This is a genomic window from Xenorhabdus sp. PB62.4 (genome assembly GCF_014467285.1).
Taxonomy (GTDB): Bacteria; Pseudomonadota; Gammaproteobacteria; order Enterobacterales; family Enterobacteriaceae; genus Xenorhabdus.
The window spans coordinates 39,688-58,791 of sequence record NZ_NKHR01000022.1 but is presented as its reverse complement, the minus strand read 5'-3'; the positions used below and the strand labels follow the sequence as shown (position 1 = coordinate 58,791).

Genomic DNA, 19,104 nt, shown 5'->3' with positions numbered 1-19,104 from the left:
AAGTCAACGAATGCTTATCTTTGTATGCCAGGACTCTTTTTCGAAAATCTAAACTGTAACCCATTTCACTTTATGCCTTATCATTTTGGAGTTGGATATTATGACATATTAGTATGATTCTGCTATAGCGACCCCTTCAGGGAAGTTGTTAAACGAGAAGGAGCAATCTCCGTTATTCCCTGCCGAAAAAACAGTCTAAAATCGGAGAAGAAGATTGATAACTGTTTATACCGTTACCGTCATTGAGTGGAAAATGCATTTGCCAGAATTAAACATTTTCGTGCAATAGCAGCAAGATACTATAAATTAGCCCGAAATTACGCCAGTATGTTGGCACTGGCGTTTATCATTATCTGGCGGCCAATGTGGGTAGAATAAATGATGAACACAAAACGTCCACAACCCCTAGTGTGCAGATAATTTTAATGCATACAATTTGTTACCAACAAATAATCACCTCATCGGAAAAATTTCACACGACATATCGAACGTGAGGGTTTAATCTTGCATAACCGAATCAAACGACCAAGCTGTAAGATGCTCTGTTATTCAAATTTGGCGGAAAAGCATGACAAGATTATTGGAACTTTCATTGATCTTGAATATCATGTTTGATGCTAGACAATAAGTTGAATGCATAACCATTATTTCTCGATAAATAAGAGATAATGTTATTTTTTATCAATGTGATGTGCAAGGTAAAAAATTTAAAATTAAAATAATTTAGATATTTCATTAATATCTATTGATATAACCTTTAAGAAAATAAAGCTCTCTAATGAATGAAATTTTCTTATGTTTTTTTAAAAACACAATGTTAAATATTGACTTAAGTGACTTTAACAATATATACCTAATGTGATTTCTTTTTTTGTATCTATTTATAATAAAAGTTGCTTTGCCAAAAGAATATGATAGTTTATAAAGGTAATTGATTTCTAAACGATTACATGTCATATAGTGTATAAATGGTGTATTATCATTGTGCAGTTTATAATTATTAGATTTTATGAACTCACACAAATAATTATCTTCACCTGACTCTAAATTAGTTCCTGTACGGCCAAGTAACATTTTTGATTCAGATGTATTGTAAAAATCTATAATTATTTTCTTTCTTATAGCAAGACTCGCACCATATAAGGATTGAGTATTTTGTTCGGAGCATGCATACGCATCCATATTTTCAAAAAACCAATCAGGAATAGGAGTGTCTGATATTGGGATTCCTCTTCCTCCTATTGCTCCAATAGTAGGGTCTTGGAATAGATTACATAAATTATGTAAATAATTAGGTTGTAACCAGTTATCATCATCACAATACAATATAATATCATATTTAGCGTTTAAGGCACCAGAATATCTTGCGTTGGCTAATCCTGCATTTTCTTCAAAAATAATATTGATTGAAGATGTACAGTTTAGTGTGTTCCAAATTTCTTTTACTATTCTATTTGTATTGTCACTTGAATTATTGTCTATTAATAATACTTCAATATCATGTTCATATTGGTTAATACAATTGGACAAGTGGCGCAAAGTATCAGGAAGTTTTTTTTCACTATTATAACAGCAAATAACGATAGAAATATTCATATTATTTAATAAGTAATGCAGATAATTTAGAAGAAAGAGTGGTTTTTGATGAATATAATATAGATTCTCGCCAACCATTGTTTTTAATAATTGCAGATATTTTTCTTTTAGTTTTTTTATTGAAAAAAGATTTAATTAATTCGCTAAAAGAAATTTTTACTATTTTTTTCTTAAATGAGTTTTCTCCATAAGTATCATTATGTATCGAAACAAGATACAAGCTTGCTAATTCAGAGGAAGGTTTCGTTATTATTTCTTTATAATAGTTAATAGCGAGGCTGTCAATGTCATCTATTGGAAGTTTCAATTTTAAAGTATCATCAAGAATTTTAACAAATTCATTTTTGATTTTCTCTTGAAAATTAATTACTATATCCAAAAATTTCTCTTCAGGTGCGTTAATTTTTGTTGTTATTAAAGTGTCTTTATATCCAATGACACTTCCGCCTTTTCCATTGAAGATAGTTTCCCAAAGATTGATACCTTTATCAGCCCATTTATTATAAGTTATATTTTGATCGAATATTGTGCCAAATTTGTTATTACTATTTTGAGTATTATAACATTTTGATAAACCAAGATAACATCCACCTATAATATTGCTATCTTTTATTGATGATAGGTTATCTTGAATACTTCCTCTCCATCCAATATCTACAATTAGTTTTGGTTCGTTGTTTGTGAAACCTATGTGATTTAAATATCCCAACGTATTTTTCTTTTTATTTTTAATAAAAGAAATTAATGAGGAGTATTCTTGACTTTTCTTATCATTTAACAACTTTTGTAATGTAGCATATTTTTCAGAAAGTCCTTCAAAACTATCGCAGGCATCAAAAAAACTTAGAAAAGTGTCTATATCATACCCATATTGAGTCAATGCGTCCTCGAATCCTAGAAGATCATTATTTTCATTTAGTCTGAGATTAAGAGTTGCAATTCTACTAACAGGTGTGATCTTCGTTTTTAAATTAAATTCTGTTATCGACGACAGAGATTTCAAATATATATCAAATATTTTTTTAAAGAATATTCCTTCACGAGTAAAAAAACATATTTCGGAACATTTTAATTCAACAGATTTTTCTAATATTTTCTTACAGAAAGATAATAATATTATTGCTATTTTCTTTTCATCTGATAATTTATTTTTAATACTAATAGTGTGTTTTTGTTTTGTTTTGACAAAGCGTGTTGATATTTTTTTTATTTGAGCCATTTTTATATCTGAATTTATGTTATCTCCAGTATGTATCCAAGAATCAAATTCATATGCTAGATTAGAATATACAATATCATATAGTTCACCTGTATATTTACTTTTATTATAATCTATAGATACAAATCCTTTATTCATATTTATATTGTGATGTTTTAGTATCTTATCGAGTAGATCTTTTTTTAAGTAAAAATCAGATATATATATTTTATATCCTTCATCTTTATGTACTAAATCTAATATTTCTTTATTAGGATAGGTAGCGTTTTTTTCTATATTTACATATATTTCGTTCCATTTCTCTTCTAGTAATTTGTTTTTTTCTATATCTGAATGTTTTTCTTTAATTACATCTAAGATAAGTTTAAATATACTATATTCTTTTTTTTCTTGATAATGTTTTTTTTCTTTTTTTCTTATTTCGTTATAGATGTAATCGTGATTATGAAAATCAAAATAAAGGCAAAAAAAATACAATGAAGTTTTTAATGTCATTTCGGGTGGACAATGTCTTTTTATTAAAGTATCCCATACATCATAACTATAAATTCTTTTCATTAACCCTTTTTCCTGTATATTTTTTTGAAAATGTATAAAGGTAAAATACGAACAATAAAATGTGAGAAAGTGTAAAAAATATCTGAAGGATTAAATCGTTTTAATATAAATAAATAATAAAATCTAATCTTGAATTCTGTTATGGCTTTTTTAAATCCGTGCCTCCTTAATATTGTATTATCATCAATTCTAAATTTTATTAAATTTTCATTCAAATTACCAAATTTTATTTTTTTTTCTGTTAGAAGAAACCATAGTGCTATATCTTCTGTAGCAGGATTATTTATTGGATATCTTATTCCTTGTTTAAAGATTTCTGTTTTAAATAACACTGTAGGATGTACAAAAGGACATTTTTTAAATATATTTTTATAAATCTCATCATTTGAAAAATATATTGAGCAAGTTTTTCTGGCATTTTTACTTCCAAACTCAACGCATTTTCCACCTAATACTTGTATATTTGGATTATTTTTCATGTAATTAGCTTGTTTTTCGAATCTAGTATTGATTGAAATATCATCAGCATCCATTCGTGCAATATAATGATATTTTTCATTTTCTAGAACTTTGTCAATAAGTTGATTTAACGAAAATGCTAATCCTTTGTTTTTCTCTCTCTTTATATAAGTTATTCTATTTAAGTTTTCATTAATATATTTATCTATAAATGGATCAATATAACCATCTGCGCATATAAACAAGTGCCAATATGTATAAGTTTGTCCTTTAATGCTTTCAATAGCGTTAATGACGTATTTTGGTTTATCATTTTTATATATAGACATTATAACAGCAATGTTTTTCATATTGTTCCATTTTTATTTATACTAAATATTTTTCTATATGATAAATAACATAATACTAATACTAGAGATTCCGATATTATTGCGCTGATAATTGCTCCATAAATATTAAATAAATATATCAATACTGGGGAATAAATAACCGAAAAAAAAGCGCTAAATAAAAATATTTTTGAAAGTGTAGGAACGTTACTGCTGCAAGTTAGAAATACCATCCCAAAGAGGTTACTTAGGATAATAATTGTTATTAAAATAGACATTAACACTAATATATAGAATAACCCATTAATATCACTAAATAAATAATAGGAAATAAAATAACTAAAAATTGATAATGAAATGGACTCCATTATCCCAAGTGTAAAAATAATAGAAATAGTCTTTATTCGCTTCTTTTTATTATATAAATTGCTTTTATTCATATAATTTACTTGAAGCATTTGAATGAAAATATAATTTCCTGCAACAATTGACCTAATTAGTTTATCACTAAGTGCGTAAGCAGGGAGTAAGATAGGATTAAAAATACCAAGTAATAGCTGATAAAAACTTGTATATAATGTTATTGATATATTGGAAATGAAAAATGAGAACTTGTTTTTTATTAATTTAATAATATCTTTTATATTTATAGAGAATATTTTAATATTAAATTTTACTTTTGAATAAATAAATATAATTAGATTTGGTATTATATTGAATAAAATGTAGAGTAAAATAGCATGTTTTGAGTTAATAGAAAAAATTAAAGGAATAAATGCCATCTTTGTAATCAGAGAAGTAATATAAAAATCTTTTAGTTTATTATGAACTTGGTAAATAAATTGAAACGAAAAAACATTCCCAATCAGTATTAGATAAAGAGATTTTAATTCATTGTTTATTTCTGTGTTAAAAACATAAATTATAATTATTAGAAAAATAAAAAGCCTGAAAAATAATATATTAGATATTTCTTTGGAAAAAAGATCACTTTGATTTATATAATCATGCAACTCCTTTATAATAGAAACTTGAAAGCCATATTCTATTATGTATTGTAAATAAACAATTATTGCCAAGTGGAAAAAAAAATAACCTAATTCATCGGGTAATAATTTACTGCTTATTTCTTTAAAAAACAGAATTGGAATTAAGAAATTTATAACATAACAAAATACTATTATTATTTTCTCTTTATTTTCTATTAGTGTTTTTTTCATAAATATTTATATATGATTTTATCATATGATCTTGATTGAATTTATTTGTTGCTAAGCTATAAGCTTTTTCTTTCTTTTCTGTATTCTTTAAACTTATTTGAACTGCTCTATGTAAAGAAGATATGTTATGTAACTCAAAGAATGTTACTTCATCATCACTAAATAATTCTTTGAATATAGGTATATCAGAACAAACTATTGAGACTTTTTTTGCTATCGCTTCAATTATAGATAACCCAAATCCTTCATTTAAAGAGGGTTGAATATATACATCAAATAATGAGGAGTAGTTACTTCCATGTTCTAAATATCCTGTGAAGATGATTTTATCATAAGCTCTTAGTTTTTTTGCATATTTAATTAGATCGTTTTCTTGGCTGCCACTACCAATTATAACTGCTCGATAACAATCATATTCTGATACTAATTTTATTAGTTGATATAGTCCTTTGATTTTTTCTAAGTGTGATATTGAACCTATAATTATTTTGTTTGAAAATTTATCTTTAATTTCTGATTTCAATTTATCATATTTATTGGGAAGTACATCAAATTTGTCAAATTCGATTCCATTATAGATAGTACAACAGTTGAGATTTTTTTGGGAATAAAAATTATTGGCTATATTGTTAATTGTTATACATATAGAAAAGTATTTTAAAATAAACAACCATATTTTCGCTATTATTCTTCCTTTTATTCCATATCTTAGAAATAAATCTTTTTCAATAAAACTATGAATTGTTGTAATTCTTATTCTTTCTTTAGAATATATAAAATTAATTATATCAGGTCTCAATCCATGAGAATGGACAATATCATATTTTCTTAAAACTTTCTTATTTTTTAAATGAATTGCATTATCAATATCATAACAGTTTTCTGTTTTTTCTGAATCTAAATAATATAAATCTATTTTTGTTTTTTTGTTGTTTTGTATTTTCGATTTTTCATAAACAGACACTGCTATGTTGACGGGAGCTGTTTTTTTCAATGATGGTACTACTATTGCTATTTTCATATTTTTTTTCTTATCAAAAAATATATTAAAGTGAACATAATTATGACAAATGCAAAGATATTTATTGTTATAGGTGAAAATAATGACTCAATTAGTAAACTAGCAAAAAAAATACTTATTATCTTATAACACTCCGAATTTTTGCTTTTTCTTATTAGTAATGATAATACCAAACCAGATAATAACGTAATTATGCAGCAACCAATAAATCCAATATCAATATAAAAAAGTCCTAATGTAGTATAATATGCATTATATGGCATATATATATTTTCGGAATTACTGAGGTTATAAAATATATTCATTTGAGCTCTTAATTCATTTATACTTTCCATGATATGAGGATCAACTATCTTAAATATCACATTATAAATCCCCAATGAAGCATACCCAAATCCATCATAGAATATATTTTTTTCAGTAATTATATTTTTGTCAAAAAGTATTAGTGGAGCAATGTGATAATTAATAATGGTGTTATTTATTATTTTTACTATTTCTTTACTAGCATCTCTATAAATACTAACGATAACTGAAAATAACAATACTATTAAGGTCAGGAACAATATTTTCTTTAATTTGATATTTCTTATGGCTGCAGAGCAAATGAATGCTATTAAGAAATAATATATTCCAGTTCTTGATAGGTATATTAAATCATAAGACACAATACACATGAACATCAATAATTGAATTTTTATTTTTGATGTTCCAACAAAGAATGGTATTAAAGAAAATACTATTAATGTCATTATATAGTATAAATAAAATAAAAATGCACCTCCAAAGTATTTTAAATTGTTTCTTGAACCGTCAAAAAATGCTTTTCTATAGCTATCTATTTCAATTTTGTTTATTAAATGCAAGTTTATAATTATTATTATAGAATAAATCAAGAAAATTGTTAAAAATATAAATAACAAATTTAAGTTTGATTTTTTTTGAATCATCATCATATTATTATTATTTTTCTTAAATGGTATTGTTAAAGCTAATACGCTTCCTAATAAATAAAATAATAGGAAAAAACTGAATTGCAATGTTGCTTGCAATGAAAGGGGGTTAAGTCCAGTTATCCCGGTAGCTGACAGTATTAAAAAAGTGCAGAACCAAATAAAAACTAATAAACATAACTTCATATTTAATTACCGATAAAATCTATGATTATTTTTTGCGAAAAAAATTCATGATTTCAATTTATTGATGATGACAAATGTTCAGATAATACCTAATAATTCGGTCATGCATTTCTATGGATTTTGAAAAAGACAGCGTCTTGCGAAAATGCTGACGGAAATTCAGATTATGTCTCTTTATGCGTTATGTATAACGTTCGCTGACCACATGCAGTTTTTCCCTTCCCTGTCTGCGTTTTTTCATAGCCTTTCCAGCCATCGGTCATATAAATCACAATATTGAAAAGGGCCTGCAAAGCTATCAGACGTATCAATGTCTTTTTTGTTCCTGAGCCAAAAACGTGGGCGATCACTTTTCATCTGATTCTGTTGTAAGAATAAAAGCGCCAATGGAATTTTTTCTTTGATTTCACGTACAACTACGGCTTATCCCTTTCACCACAGACAATCACTTTGGTACTAGGAAAAATAGCTTCCGTTATGGATTTCGGACTGAGTTTTTCAGATGGCGAAGGACAATAAATATTCAGGCCAATCCCCGTAACACGTGCTATTGCCCGGCATCCCATTCCATTCATGGATATCCACGATTGTTTATGTGTGTCGGGACGACATGCAGTATAAATGAATTCAAGTGACCAGGAATGACGGCGGGATTGGCAAAGATAACGTTGATGACCAGAGCGGGAACACCCATTAAGGTGGATCTCTTTAACTGCATAACAGGATAGGCAGGTCACATCAATTCTTACCATCTGAATGTCCCCAGAATAGACATACTGTGCATGATTTAATAAGTTGATGCCACGATCGAAAAAAGCTACCGCACTAGGTTACGGCTCCCAGAGTGCCGATTATGTGTAACAAATTTAACTTATCCAATTAAAATAAAAGGATTTTTTATCTTAACAAAAACTATCATATCAACGATTTGTGTTAAGCAGCGACGAGGTTAGTCCCTTGATGCTTTTAGGTCAAGTAGAATAACGTTTTTCTTTAATTGTTACATACTGTAACTAACTAAATTTCAAGGTTAAAGTGATTCATCTGCCATGCAACGGTAACCAAATTACCAATCGCAATCCACCTAAAGGACTATCTTCCGCTTTCACCCAACCCCGATGTTGACTCACTGCCGTTTCAACAATCGCCAACCCCAACCCAGTACCACCCGATTCCCTGTCTCTTGCCTCATCCGTCCGATAAAAAGGCCGGAATATATGTTCACGGTCTTCAGGGCTGACTCCTGGCCCATCATCATCAACAGTAATCGTTACCCCTTGGCTATCTGCCTTAAATGCAACGGCAATATGGCTGCTGGAGTAGCGAAGGGCGTTGCGGACGATGTTCTCCAGTGCACTGCCAAGTGCTGCTGGATTGCAATAAACTATCCAATTACCGGGAGGAGAAACAATATCCAGTGTTTTGTTCATCTGTTCGACTTCGAATTTGGCATTTTCCAGGATGTCATGCCATATATCGTAGGCTTTGATATTTTCGCGTAGTAATTCGTTTTTATGTTGATTGCGAGAAAGTACTAGCAGGTCATTAATCATTCCATCCAAACGCTGAGTCTCTGTTTCGATGCGCTCCAGTTCTTTGCTTTCACCGTGACGTCGACGTAGTAAGGCCGTCGCTAATTGTAAGCGTGTAAGTGGCGTTCGCAGTTCGTGGGAGATATCAGAAATCAGCCGTTGTTGGGCGGTCACCATTCTTTCCAGTGCACTAATCATCTGGTTGAAGCTACTGCCTGCTGCCAAAAACTCTTGTGGGCCGGATTCTAGTTCTGGGTGTTGCCGTAAGTTTCCTTTCGCAACTTCATCTGCTGCATTTTTTAATTTACGGGCGGGTTTTGCCAAACTCCATGCCAGCCATAGTAGTAATGGGGCACTGATTAACATGGTTGCCGCAGGAAGTAAGAATGGTCGGTCAAACATTAAGTTAATAAAGTCTGATTGCGGACTGCCCGCAGGTCTAACGAGGTAAAGCTGGTAATGATCCCCTCCATCCCGGATGGAGAAAGGGCCAAGGATTTCGGAGCGACCATATTTTTTCTTTTTAGGATGATCTGCGTTATCGGATTGTCCGATAAAGTTACGGACAACTTGTACCTGACGAGCTGGCGTATCGATGTCAATGATGCGTCCTTCACTGGTGACAAGGAGTAGGCGTTGACCTGGCGGCGTTAATTGGACGAGCGCGCGATCTAACCGTAGCCACCAGAATAGATCATTGGTCGGGTAGCGTATTAGTTCTTCTTCTATCTGCTTTGCCAGATTCTTTCCTTGCTGATACTCACTGTCCAGAAGTGGGGTCAATTGCCGTGAATCCAGTTTGGGGGCCATTAAGGCCACCATCAGGACAAGTGCAAGAGTGAACCAGAAAATGGCGAATATGCGAGCTGTCAGGCTATTTATCATTTTGCTGAGACCATTAAATATCCACGACCACGTAATGTCTTGAACCACGGAAGATCGTCAGTTCGGTTTGGTAATTTACGGCGTAGATTAGAAATGTGCATATCAATGGCGCGATCAAAAGGTGTTAAGCGTTTTCCTAATACTTCCTGGCTTAAATGTTCACGGGAAACAACTTGTCCCAAATGTTGCGCTAGTAAATATAGCAGAGTGAACTCTGTGCCGGTGAGATCTAAAATGGCACCGTCAAAGCTGGCTTCTTGACGCCCTGGGTTGAGTTGTAGTTTATCGATCTCAAGTATTGGTGTTCCAACATCGGCTTGTTGCTCGCTCCAGTTGGAACGACGTAAGATTGCACGTATGCGGGCAACCAGCTCACGGTCATTAAAAGGTTTAGGGAGATAGTCATCAGCTCCCAGTTCTAATCCCAAAACGCGGTCTAAATCGCTCCCACGTGCCGTTAACATGATAACGGGGGTCTGGTGGTATTGCCGTAGTTCTTTAAGCGTCTCAATGCCGTTTTTACGTGGCATCATAATGTCCAGCAATAACAAATCAATTGAAGAATCGATATATTGTAAAGCCTGCTCGCCATCGTAGGCGATAACAACATTGAATCCTTCCATCTCGAGCAATTCTTTTAATAGCGATGTCAGCTCGCGGTCATCATCAACTAATAAGATTTTATGCATTAATTCTTCCTCCAAGAGCAAAATACGATAACAAACTTTGCTATTCCATGACTTTACGTTCTTTTACATGCTCTGACGCTAGTTTGCAGCCGCAGGGTTATAGTTACCCTCACTGAATCGAATGGTTCTGTTCGAGAAAGCGGGGAATTTTAATGCGTAACATAGCAATATTGGCTTTAGCGTCAATGGCTGTTCTTGGAACAACAGTGGCTTTAGCTGAAACTGCTGATACGGATGATGCTCCTGAGACTGCAAGTTCCCTGCCGCATTGTATACCATATGATCATCAGAGAGATTTTAGTCATTACCGCCATGATGAACATAATTACAACTATAGTTATGTCTTTGGTGGAATAACATTAACTGAGCAACAACGTCAGCAGATGTGGGATTTGGTGAAGATGCAGCATCTGCATGAGCAATCGTTGGTCGATATGCTACTTGAGCGCCGGAAGATGTTTGGGCTCCTGATAGCCAAAGATTTTGATGAAGCTGCGGTTCAGTCGCAGCTTGAAACAATAGCAAAAAAGAATGTTGAATTGGGTGTGGAAATTGCGCGTATTCGCAACCAGATGTACCAATTGTTAACGCCAGAGCAAAGAGCGCTATTACAGAAACGTTATGAAAGGCGTATAGCTCTAGGAATGGACTAATTTTTTGCTAGTACTTTGATGCACAAGTAGCATCAATAACGGTTTTCCTTGCCATAGACACCATCCCTGTCTTTCAGCCCCCTTGAGGGGCTTTTTTTTTATCTGCCTCTTAATCCTAATTTTCTTTAAAATCAGATGGATAAAATTCACTCAAGCAACTGTAGATGAATTGAAAATTCCCAAGTGTGGACACTTTGGTTATCTACAGTTGCCTCTGACTACTAGATTTCTATACCTTCACTTAGATGGTGTGACATGTCACGATAGAGGGGAACATTCCCGTCTTTGACAGGCGGGAATGTAATAATGAATTAATTTTAGCATCAGCGTTATTTTTTAGGGCCAAAATTGGCGAATGCTATCAACAACGGGGCGCACATTTCTGGCATTGTGATTGATATTATGTTCGAACCAGATGCTGTCATTATATAAGAAAAATCCCATATTATAGCTGGTTTCATAGACAACACGGAGTAGGTAACCGCGCCGGTTAGTTATAATCCATAAAAGAGGGTATTTATAGAGTGAATTTCCAGTCACAGAGATAGAATAATATAATTTAAACATACTCTTCTTCCTCCAATGCCTTCCCTGATTTCTTTCATATTCAATAAATTGATTAATAGGTTCAAAATAAGACATAGAAATCTCCTTAAATAGGATGACTAAGATTCGTATCAGTGTGTCAGTAAAAGGCAGCGATCTTCCTCTTGCATAAAATCAATCACTTTCCGCACCAATCCGCAAGCTCAAACAAGGATTTCATTCACTGCCAAGCGCCAGTACGGGTGTGCTTCAAACGATCCCTTGCAGGTGCATAAAAAGCACTGCATTTAGTGTGGCTAATAATGATAGTCGTTTGTTTTTATGGTGATAGCCGGTTTAGGTTCTTGACGGACGTTGTTATGATATTTAGCCCATTGTCAGTATTGATAATAAAGTCATGTTTTGAAATCCTGATGACTATCAGAATAATCAGGGAAACACGTTGCGTGCAGAGGGAATGAGAGTTATGACAATAGAAAAAAGGGTTGGCATTATTTTATTTTCATTATTCATGTTAGCGGTGATAATTTTTATGGTTTTTACTGTGGGCAGTGAACTAATAGCGGCGTTTAAGATGGAAGACCGGGTGAAATCCTCTTACGCCATGTTCGGGCTTGTTTTTTTATCGCCATTTATGCTGTCTGTTTTTCTTTTGATGATCTATCTGGGGTTGACTCACAATCCAGAAAAGTTAGAAGAAATCAGAAAAAAGAAAAAATCGATAACACTCAATGAGCGGATTATGTTTTTTTTTCTCGCTATTGCCTTGCTTGGGTTTGCCGTGAGTATTCCCCTGTCTTGGTATCTCCATTTCAAATTGCTGGATGCCGGGTATGTTGTCTGCGAGAGTAAGTCTGGGAAAGGGCCAACCCAGTATGCAAAAGAGAAGAAACTCTGTCACTAAGTCTATCAAGCTGAGACTGAGTGACAGTTTTATTAGGATGCCATGATATGAGGTGGAATTAGTTGTCCCCATACAGCGAATAACGCTCAAACCGGATCACCCCTTCCCCGAGCCAAGGCCAATGCTGAACGCGCAGCAGTTTTGAACATATCACCGAAACCAAAGAACGCTATAACCAGTGCCAGAATATCAATTGTGGTGCGACGTTCGTCAGCCATGAAACCTTTGTCCGCTGGGTGGCTAAGCCAGCGTTAGTTGAGTTTGCTCCACCGCACCCTGAAAAGGGGCAGCAGACGGTCATGTGCTTTGATAACCCTTAAAATGACTAGCCCCTTGATTATTGAGGGGCTTTCTGCATTACCTTTCTATTTATTCAAGTCGTTGCCCCGAAATTTACTCAATCAGCAAGATTGTTCTTTTTTAAAACAACATTGTTGTTTTAGTCTACCGTGCTAATATGACAACACAAATGACAACATATTTTGAAATGATAGCGAACTAAGGGGGAATGAATGGAGACGATTCATTTTCGTATTGATGAAGAAACCAAACGCTTAGCCATGCAAGCAGCCAAACGTCATCAAACAGATTTAACAAAGTTAATGAGACAAAAAGCCGAAGAATTAGCGAATGAAGAACGTGAGTATCAAAAGAATACCCATGCCCACTGGTTAGAAACGGAAATTGAAAAAGCCATTGACCGATGTGAAAACGGGTCGGTTCATTTTATTGATGATGCTGAAAGTCAGCGTCGGATGGCTCTACTGCGTAATAAGCTGAGCAGGGGATAAAGTGATCACTATTTTATGGGAAGAAAGCGCGCAAACTGACCGGGAGCAAATTTATCTCTATTTCTTTGAACAGGCAGGGCTGTTATTGGCTGATGAAATTGACGCAAAGTTCGTGGAAATGGCTGAACTTCTGAAAGTGACCCCGTCTGCAGGCATGAAGGCTCGTAACAGCCCGGATGAGCGTTATAGAAAACTCGTTATCCCGCATTTTCCCTTCATCATGCTCTACCGTTACGATGAGGATAGGGAAACTATAAAGATCCTCAGAATATTGCACACCGCCAGAAGAATCGCGGGGCTTTTTTTGTGGAATTTTTAACCCATAAAAGCTTCTCTTACCCATTAATTCCCTCCCAACCTGTTGTTATCTTGACCAATCTTGATTATCTTACCCTCTGTCACGCCGTTACTTAAAAAGTCTTGTCGCTGTCATTCCACATCAAGGGGATAAGGATACCCAACATGGTTAACCCTCATAAAATCAGTCTATTGGCGAAAGGCATGGGTACTACGTTATCCGGTTTATGTCGCCTTTTAACTGGTGTACAGGCTCGATGGATTGGTTGTGAGCCATCAATTGCAAGTCGTATTTATTATGCGAATCATTCCAGCCATCTTGATGGATTGGTTATTTGGTCAGGGCTTCCTCCTAAGTTGCGTCACCAGGTTCACCCTGTCGCTGCCCGCGATTATTGGGGTAAAACCAAGCTGCGTCGTTATCTCATTCATCAGGTATTTCGGGCAGTTTTAGTTGAGCGCAATGGAGAAAATAATTCGAAAGCAAGGGTTCTTGCGCCATTGGAGATGGTTCTGGCGCAACAGGAATCTTTGATTATTTTTCCGGAAGGAACTCGGGGGGATGGGGAGCAAATCAATCCGTTCAAAAGTGGGTTGTATCATTTGGTGCGTAAGTATCCCGATGCTGAAATCGTGCCGGTTTATCTTGAAAATTTGAACCGTGCTTTGCCTAAAGGTAAGAAATTACCAATACCCATTATTTGCTCCGTCACATTTGGTAAGCCATTGGATAAATTAGGTGAGAATGAAAGCAAAGAAGAGTTTCTGCAACGTGCCCGGTCTGCATTAGAGGAGTTAATGCTATGACGAATATGGATCATGACTTGATGTTGCTGCTTGGTGGGGTCTTTGGGATATTGGTTATCGCCAGTGTGATTGGGGGTATTTTGGCCCTTTGGTATTCGGGAGAAAGGAGCAGCGCCACCATTGATAACCTGAATGCCCGAATCCGTGGCTGGTGGATGATGTGTATCATCTGTGTAGCCGCTATTGTTGTTGGGCCTGTGGGATCGGTGATTTTGTTTACGGTGATGTCATTTTTTGCCTTGCGCGAATTTATCACGTTAACGCCCACTCGCCGCAGTGATCATGAAGCCTTGTTCTGGTGTTTCTTTGTTTTTATGCCTGTGCAGTATGCCTTGGTGGGTGTGCAATGGTATGGATTATTCTCGGTGTTTATTCCTGTATATGTCTTTTTGTTTCTCCCTGCACGTACGGCTTTGGCCGGGGATACAACGCATTTTCTGGAGAGAACCGCCAAGATCCAGTGGGGGATGTTGGTGACGGTATTTGCCATCAGCCATGCGCCCGCTTTGTTGATGTTGGATATACCGGGATATGAAGGGCAAAATATCAAGTTATTGCTGTTCCTGATGATTGTGGTGCAAATGTCTGATGTTTTACAGTATGTATTCGGTAAATTATTTGGCAAGCGCCCGATTGTGCCGAAACTCAGCCCCAATAAAACGGTTGAGGGGTTTGTTGGTGGAATTTTAGCTTCTGTGCTGTTGGGAATGTCGTTATTTTGGGTAACGCCATTTTCTTTATGGGAAGCGGGCTTGATGTCGTTGGCTATCACTTTGATGGGGTTTATCGGCGGGTTGTGTATGTCGGCGATTAAACGAGACAGTGGAGTGAAGGATTTTGGTGGGATCATTGAAGGGCATGGTGGAATGCTGGATAGAATTGACTCGCTTTGTTTCGCTGCCCCTATATTTTTCCACCTTACGCGCTATTTTTATACCTGAGACTAACTCAATAACCAAAGGGTGGTAGTCAGTGAGTATAAATTATGGGTGGTGGGTCAGTACCGCTGCGTTGGCGGCAACGGTACTGGCGAGTGTGTTGTTGGTTGTGAAAATTTTTGCATGGTGGTTTACTGGCTCGGTGAGCTTATTGGCGGCGCTGGTGGATTCTCTGGTCGATTTGGCGGCCTCTTTGACCAATTTTTTTGTCGTGCGTTATTCACTTCAACCTGCTGATAAAGAGCATACTTTTGGACATGGTAAGGCCGAATCACTGGCAGCTTTAGCACAAAGTATGTTTATTTCCGGTTCGGCCATTTTCCTGTTTTTGACGGGCTTTCAGCATCTGTTTTCCCCTAAGCCCCTGGAGAACGCCGAAGTTGGTGTTTGGGTAATCATTGTTGCTTTGATTTCCACGCTATGTCTGGTGACGTTTCAGAAGTGGGTGATTAATAAAACCCAAAGTCAGGCGATTCGTGCGGATATGCTGCATTATAAGTCTGATCTATTGATGAATGGCGCAATTTTGGTAGCTCTGCTTTTGAGCCTGTATGGTTTTAAACGTGCAGATGCGCTATTTGCTTTGGGGATTGGAGTTTATATCCTCTATAGCGCGTTACGAATGGGGTATGATGCCGTACAATCTTTGCTTGATCGTGCCTTACCGGATACAGAGCGGCAGGAGATTATTGCGGTTATCCAGAGTTATCCGGGAATTGCTGGTGGCCATGATCTGCGAACCCGTCAATCAGGGCCGACGCGTTTTATCCAGTTCCATCTGGAGATAAATGAAAATCTGCCGTTGGTACAGGCTCATGCTTTGGCCGAAGGAATTGAAAATAAATTGCGGAGTCGATTTCCGGGTGCCGATATTATTATTCACCAAGATCCTTGCTCTGTTGTGTCCAAAGAGCACAAAAATCGTTGGGATTGGTGATGAATTTATTCATAATCAAAAGATCGTCAAAAAATAGACATAATCTTAATGCAGGTTGAGTGTTTTTCCGTATGATAGGTTCTGTTGAATCAATTCAGCCAATGCAGTGACAATCGGGTTTCTAAAAGTTGCCATCAATATTTCCCATTAGGGAAGCAGTCAGCAGATTGGCAAATACTTATACCTACAAATAACATACCTACAAATAATATATCTACAAGTCAGAGGTCATCATGATCAACAAGATTAAAAGAATCGGAGTCTTAACGAGTGGCGGTGATGCGCCTGGCATGAACGCCGCTATTCGTGGTGTTGTTCGTGCCGCTTTAACCGAAGGGTTGGAAGTTTACGGCATTTATGATGGCTATCTGGGGTTGTATGAAAACCGCATGAAGAAGCTCGACCGTTTTAGCGTTTCCGACATGATTAACCGCGGCGGCACGTTTTTAGGTTCAGCCCGTTTCCCTGAATTCAGGGATGATAAAGTCCGGGAAACTGCCATTGAAAATATGCGCAAAAATGAGATTGATGCGCTGGTGGTGATTGGCGGTGACGGTTCTTATTTAGGGGCGAAGAAGTTAACTGAAGCGGGTTTCCCTTGCATTGGTCTGCCAGGAACGATTGACAATGATGTCGCGGGTACGGATTACACCATCGGTTATTTCACTGCGCTGGAAACGGTGGTAGAGGCGATTGACCGTCTGCGTGATACCTCAACTTCCCATAAGCGTATTTCTATTGTTGAAGTGATGGGACGTTATTGCGGTGACTTGACTTTATCGGCGGCAATTGCGGGTGGATGTGAGTTTATTGTTCTGCCTGAGAGTGAAACGCCATTCAGTCGTGAAGAGTTGTTGTCTGAAATTCAGGCTGGTATTCAAAAAGGCAAGCGCCATGCGATTGTTGCCATCACTGAGCATGTTTGTGATGTTGATGAGTTGGCGAAATATATTGAAGCAGAAACCCGCCATGAAACCCGTGCAACGGTGTTAGGCCATATTCAGCGTGGCGGTGCGCCAGTGGCTTATGACCGTATCCTTGCTTCCCGCATGGGGGCTTATTCTGTCCAACTCCTGTTGGAAGGACACGGTGGTCGGTGTGTGGGTATCCAGAACGAGAAACTTGTTCATCACGATATCATTGATGCAGTACAAAATATGCAGCGTGTCTTTAAAAAAGATTGGTTGGAAACGGCGAAGAAGCTCTACTAATCCTGCCTTCTGATCCTGTTTTTTCTGCAAAATCCTTCTTCATAGGCAGTCACTTTATGTGGCTGTCTCATTTCTCATATTCTTCTTACGTATAAGCAGAAATTTTAAATTATTTCTGAGTCATAACGCTTTCTGTCAGTTTTTATGGTGAAAAATCATCGTAGTTTCTGGGAATAGATTCTGGGAATGGTTTCTGGGAATGGTTTATGGGAGCATGGCACCGTGATTATGAATGCAATGATTAAAAAGACAAAAGTAGTGAAATCAGGCGCGAGATGGGCAGTGGCGAGTGTTTATGCCGTGTTGTCAGCCGTTCTGATGTTATTGCTGGCAAACAGTGCATGGGCGAAAGAGGTACAACTCTTAAATGTATCCTATGATCCGACTCGTGAGTTATACCAACAGTACGATAAAGCATTCAGTGAGTACTGGCATCAAAAAACGGGAGATGATGTGAAGATCCGCCAATCACACGGTGGCTCAGGCAAGCAGGCAACTTCTGTGATTAATGGCCTTCAGGCGGATGTCGTCACTCTGGCACTGGCATATGATGTGGATGCAATTGCAGAGCGTGGCCGGATTGATCAACATTGGATTAAACGTCTGCCGGATAATTCGGCACCTTATACCTCAACGATTGTTTTTCTGGTGAGAAAAGGCAATCCCAAGCAGATAAAAGATTGGCCGGATTTAATCCGTCCTGATGTTTCTGTGGTAACACCGAATCCGAAAACTTCCGGTGGTGCGCGTTGGAATTATCTGGCTGCCTGGGGATATGGGCTGGCAAGTCACCATCAGGATCAGGTTAAAGCTAAAGAATTCGTGAAAGCACTTTATAAAAATGTCGAAGTACTGGATTCCGGTGCGCGAGGTGCAACCAATACCTTTGTGGAGCGCGGGATTGGTGATGTATTGATTGCATGGGAAAATGAAGCGCTGCTGGCGATTAATGCGTTGGGTAAAGGTCAATTTGAAATCGTCACACCGAGCATTTCTATTCTGGCAGAACCCACAGTCGCTGTCGTTGATAAGGTGGTTGATAAACGGGGGACACGCGAACTGGCCACGGAATATCTTAAATATCTTTATTCTCCGATAGGGCAGGAAATTGCAGCCAAAAATTATTATCGTCCGCGCGATAAGGCTATTGCAGAAAAATACCGCGCTGTTTTCCCCGATCTGAAACTCTTTACGATTGATGAGGTTTTTGCTGGCTGGGATAAAGCACAGAAAGAACATTTCGCCACGGGCGGGACTTTTGATGAAATTATCCGCCGTTAATCATTGAGGCGATTGGTTGTGGCAGGAGGATTGTGGCACAGGAAGTGAGAAAAAACCGCCGCGGGTATATTCCGTGGCGGTTAAGTCATTTT

General features: G+C 36.4%; 19 protein-coding genes and 4 pseudogenes. 12 read left to right on the top strand and 11 right to left on the bottom strand.

Features of this window, described 5'->3' with window-relative positions; translation table 11 throughout:
- Positions 1-64, bottom strand: a pseudogene (locus Xenpb_RS20515) (transposase); the annotation flags it as partial.
- Positions 65-135: 71 nt separating this feature from the next.
- On the opposite strand from Xenpb_RS20515, the pseudogene Xenpb_RS15780 reads away from it, so the two are divergent.
- Positions 136-378, top strand: a pseudogene (locus tag Xenpb_RS15780) (transposase); the annotation flags it as partial.
- Between the two features lie 99 nt (positions 379-477).
- A pseudogene (locus tag Xenpb_RS20510) lies at positions 478-615 on the top strand (IS1 family transposase); the annotation flags it as partial.
- 120 nt (positions 616-735) lie between these two features.
- Here Xenpb_RS20510 and Xenpb_RS15770 read toward each other — a convergent pair.
- The 9 genes and pseudogenes from Xenpb_RS15770 to cpxR form a co-directional block, all read right to left on the bottom strand.
- Positions 736-1,596, bottom strand: a complete 861-nt coding sequence (locus tag Xenpb_RS15770) for a glycosyltransferase (RefSeq protein ID WP_187655191.1) — start codon at positions 1,594-1,596, stop codon at positions 736-738.
- Position 1,597: 1 nt separating this feature from the next.
- A complete protein-coding gene (locus Xenpb_RS15765; RefSeq protein WP_187655190.1) occupies positions 1,598-3,373 on the bottom strand; it encodes a hypothetical protein in 1,776 nt (591 codons plus the stop codon).
- Positions 3,373-4,182 (bottom strand): glycosyltransferase, encoded by an 810-nt coding sequence (locus tag Xenpb_RS15760; RefSeq protein WP_187655189.1) that lies wholly within the window; start codon positions 4,180-4,182, stop codon positions 3,373-3,375. Before Xenpb_RS15760 ends, Xenpb_RS15765 begins: the two co-directional genes overlap by 1 nt.
- Positions 4,179-5,381, bottom strand: coding sequence for an oligosaccharide flippase family protein (locus Xenpb_RS15755; protein ID WP_187655188.1), 1,203 nt, complete (start codon positions 5,379-5,381; stop codon positions 4,179-4,181). The genes Xenpb_RS15760 and Xenpb_RS15755 overlap by 4 nt, the downstream gene beginning before the upstream one ends.
- Complete coding sequence (locus Xenpb_RS15750) at positions 5,356-6,402, bottom strand: glycosyltransferase family 4 protein (protein WP_187655187.1); 1,047 nt, start codon at positions 6,400-6,402, stop codon at positions 5,356-5,358. Before Xenpb_RS15750 ends, Xenpb_RS15755 begins: the two co-directional genes overlap by 26 nt.
- Positions 6,399-7,541, bottom strand: a complete 1,143-nt coding sequence (locus tag Xenpb_RS15745) for an O-antigen polymerase (RefSeq protein ID WP_187655186.1) — start codon at positions 7,539-7,541, stop codon at positions 6,399-6,401. Before Xenpb_RS15745 ends, Xenpb_RS15750 begins: the two co-directional genes overlap by 4 nt.
- A 58-nt stretch (positions 7,542-7,599) precedes the next feature.
- Positions 7,600-8,293, bottom strand: a pseudogene (locus Xenpb_RS15740) (IS1 family transposase).
- 288 nt (positions 8,294-8,581) lie between these two features.
- On the bottom strand, positions 8,582-9,958 hold the full coding sequence (gene cpxA, locus Xenpb_RS15735; protein WP_187655185.1) for an envelope stress sensor histidine kinase CpxA: 1,377 nt from the start codon (positions 9,956-9,958) through the stop codon (positions 8,582-8,584).
- Complete coding sequence (cpxR, locus tag Xenpb_RS15730) at positions 9,955-10,647, bottom strand: envelope stress response regulator transcription factor CpxR (RefSeq protein WP_099115361.1); 693 nt, start codon at positions 10,645-10,647, stop codon at positions 9,955-9,957. The genes cpxA and cpxR overlap by 4 nt, the downstream gene beginning before the upstream one ends.
- A gap of 152 nt (positions 10,648-10,799) precedes the next feature.
- Here cpxR and Xenpb_RS15725 point away from each other — a divergent pair, with 152 nt between their 5' ends.
- Positions 10,800-11,300, top strand: a complete 501-nt coding sequence (locus tag Xenpb_RS15725) for a Spy/CpxP family protein refolding chaperone (RefSeq protein WP_187655184.1) — start codon at positions 10,800-10,802, stop codon at positions 11,298-11,300.
- A gap of 336 nt (positions 11,301-11,636) precedes the next feature.
- Here Xenpb_RS15725 and Xenpb_RS15720 read toward each other — a convergent pair whose 3' ends face one another.
- Positions 11,637-11,942: a hypothetical protein gene (locus tag Xenpb_RS15720; RefSeq protein ID WP_187655183.1), complete on the bottom strand. Its 306-nt coding sequence runs from the start codon at positions 11,940-11,942 to the stop codon at positions 11,637-11,639.
- A gap of 370 nt (positions 11,943-12,312) precedes the next feature.
- On the opposite strand from Xenpb_RS15720, the gene Xenpb_RS15715 reads away from it, so the two are divergent.
- From Xenpb_RS15715 to Xenpb_RS15675, 9 genes are all read left to right on the top strand, one after another.
- On the top strand, positions 12,313-12,750 hold the full coding sequence (locus tag Xenpb_RS15715) for a DUF1240 domain-containing protein (protein WP_187655182.1): 438 nt from the start codon (positions 12,313-12,315) through the stop codon (positions 12,748-12,750).
- Positions 12,751-12,899: 149 nt separating this feature from the next.
- A complete protein-coding gene (locus Xenpb_RS15710; protein WP_187655195.1) occupies positions 12,900-13,070 on the top strand; it encodes an ogr/Delta-like zinc finger family protein in 171 nt (56 codons plus the stop codon).
- A 192-nt stretch (positions 13,071-13,262) separates the two neighbouring features.
- The gene (locus Xenpb_RS15705) at positions 13,263-13,541 is read left to right on the top strand and encodes a damage-inducible protein J (protein ID WP_187655181.1); all 279 of its coding nucleotides are present in this window, start codon (positions 13,263-13,265) and stop codon (positions 13,539-13,541) included.
- Between the two features lies 1 nt (position 13,542).
- Entirely contained in the window at positions 13,543-13,860 is a 318-nt protein-coding gene (locus Xenpb_RS15700) for a type II toxin-antitoxin system RelE/ParE family toxin (protein ID WP_187655180.1), read from the top strand.
- Positions 13,861-14,003: 143 nt separating this feature from the next.
- Entirely contained in the window at positions 14,004-14,645 is a 642-nt protein-coding gene (locus tag Xenpb_RS15695) for a 1-acyl-sn-glycerol-3-phosphate acyltransferase (protein WP_187655179.1), read from the top strand.
- Positions 14,642-15,586, top strand: a complete 945-nt coding sequence (locus Xenpb_RS15690; RefSeq protein WP_187655178.1) for a phosphatidate cytidylyltransferase — start codon at positions 14,642-14,644, stop codon at positions 15,584-15,586. Before Xenpb_RS15695 ends, Xenpb_RS15690 begins: the two co-directional genes overlap by 4 nt.
- Before the next feature lie 31 nt (positions 15,587-15,617).
- On the top strand, positions 15,618-16,520 hold the full coding sequence (gene fieF / locus Xenpb_RS15685) for a CDF family cation-efflux transporter FieF (RefSeq protein ID WP_187655177.1): 903 nt from the start codon (positions 15,618-15,620) through the stop codon (positions 16,518-16,520).
- 233 nt (positions 16,521-16,753) lie between these two features.
- Complete coding sequence (gene pfkA / locus Xenpb_RS15680) at positions 16,754-17,731, top strand: 6-phosphofructokinase (RefSeq protein ID WP_047962244.1); 978 nt, start codon at positions 16,754-16,756, stop codon at positions 17,729-17,731.
- Positions 17,732-17,968: 237 nt separating this feature from the next.
- Entirely contained in the window at positions 17,969-19,012 is a 1,044-nt protein-coding gene (locus Xenpb_RS15675; protein ID WP_255523161.1) for a sulfate ABC transporter substrate-binding protein, read from the top strand.
- Positions 19,013-19,104: the final 92 nt, after the last annotated feature.

What these genes read in the sequence shown, in the direction of transcription:
- Xenpb_RS15770 (WP_187655191.1), bottom strand. Translation starts at nt 1,596, where the DNA reads ATGAATATTTCTATCGTTATTTGCTGTTATAATAGTGAAAAAAAACTT.
- Xenpb_RS15765 (WP_187655190.1), bottom strand. Translation starts at nt 3,373, where the DNA reads ATGAAAAGAATTTATAGTTATGATGTATGGGATACTTTAATAAAAAGA.
- Xenpb_RS15760 (WP_187655189.1), bottom strand. Translation starts at nt 4,182, where the DNA reads ATGAAAAACATTGCTGTTATAATGTCTATATATAAAAATGATAAACCA.
- Xenpb_RS15755 (WP_187655188.1), bottom strand. Translation starts at nt 5,381, where the DNA reads ATGAAAAAAACACTAATAGAAAATAAAGAGAAAATAATAATAGTATTT.
- Xenpb_RS15750 (WP_187655187.1), bottom strand. Translation starts at nt 6,402, where the DNA reads ATGAAAATAGCAATAGTAGTACCATCATTGAAAAAAACAGCTCCCGTC.
- Xenpb_RS15745 (WP_187655186.1), bottom strand. Translation starts at nt 7,541, where the DNA reads ATGAAGTTATGTTTATTAGTTTTTATTTGGTTCTGCACTTTTTTAATA.
- cpxA (WP_187655185.1), bottom strand. Translation starts at nt 9,958, where the DNA reads ATGATAAATAGCCTGACAGCTCGCATATTCGCCATTTTCTGGTTCACT.
- cpxR (WP_099115361.1), bottom strand. Translation starts at nt 10,647, where the DNA reads ATGCATAAAATCTTATTAGTTGATGATGACCGCGAGCTGACATCGCTA.
- Xenpb_RS15725 (WP_187655184.1), top strand. Translation starts at nt 10,800, where the DNA reads ATGCGTAACATAGCAATATTGGCTTTAGCGTCAATGGCTGTTCTTGGA.
- Xenpb_RS15720 (WP_187655183.1), bottom strand. Translation starts at nt 11,942, where the DNA reads ATGTCTTATTTTGAACCTATTAATCAATTTATTGAATATGAAAGAAAT.
- Xenpb_RS15715 (WP_187655182.1), top strand. Translation starts at nt 12,313, where the DNA reads ATGACAATAGAAAAAAGGGTTGGCATTATTTTATTTTCATTATTCATG.
- Xenpb_RS15705 (WP_187655181.1), top strand. Translation starts at nt 13,263, where the DNA reads ATGGAGACGATTCATTTTCGTATTGATGAAGAAACCAAACGCTTAGCC.
- Xenpb_RS15695 (WP_187655179.1), top strand. Translation starts at nt 14,004, where the DNA reads ATGGTTAACCCTCATAAAATCAGTCTATTGGCGAAAGGCATGGGTACT.
- Xenpb_RS15690 (WP_187655178.1), top strand. Translation starts at nt 14,642, where the DNA reads ATGACGAATATGGATCATGACTTGATGTTGCTGCTTGGTGGGGTCTTT.
- pfkA (WP_047962244.1), top strand. Translation starts at nt 16,754, where the DNA reads ATGATCAACAAGATTAAAAGAATCGGAGTCTTAACGAGTGGCGGTGAT.
- Xenpb_RS15675 (WP_255523161.1), top strand. Translation starts at nt 17,969, where the DNA reads ATGATTAAAAAGACAAAAGTAGTGAAATCAGGCGCGAGATGGGCAGTG.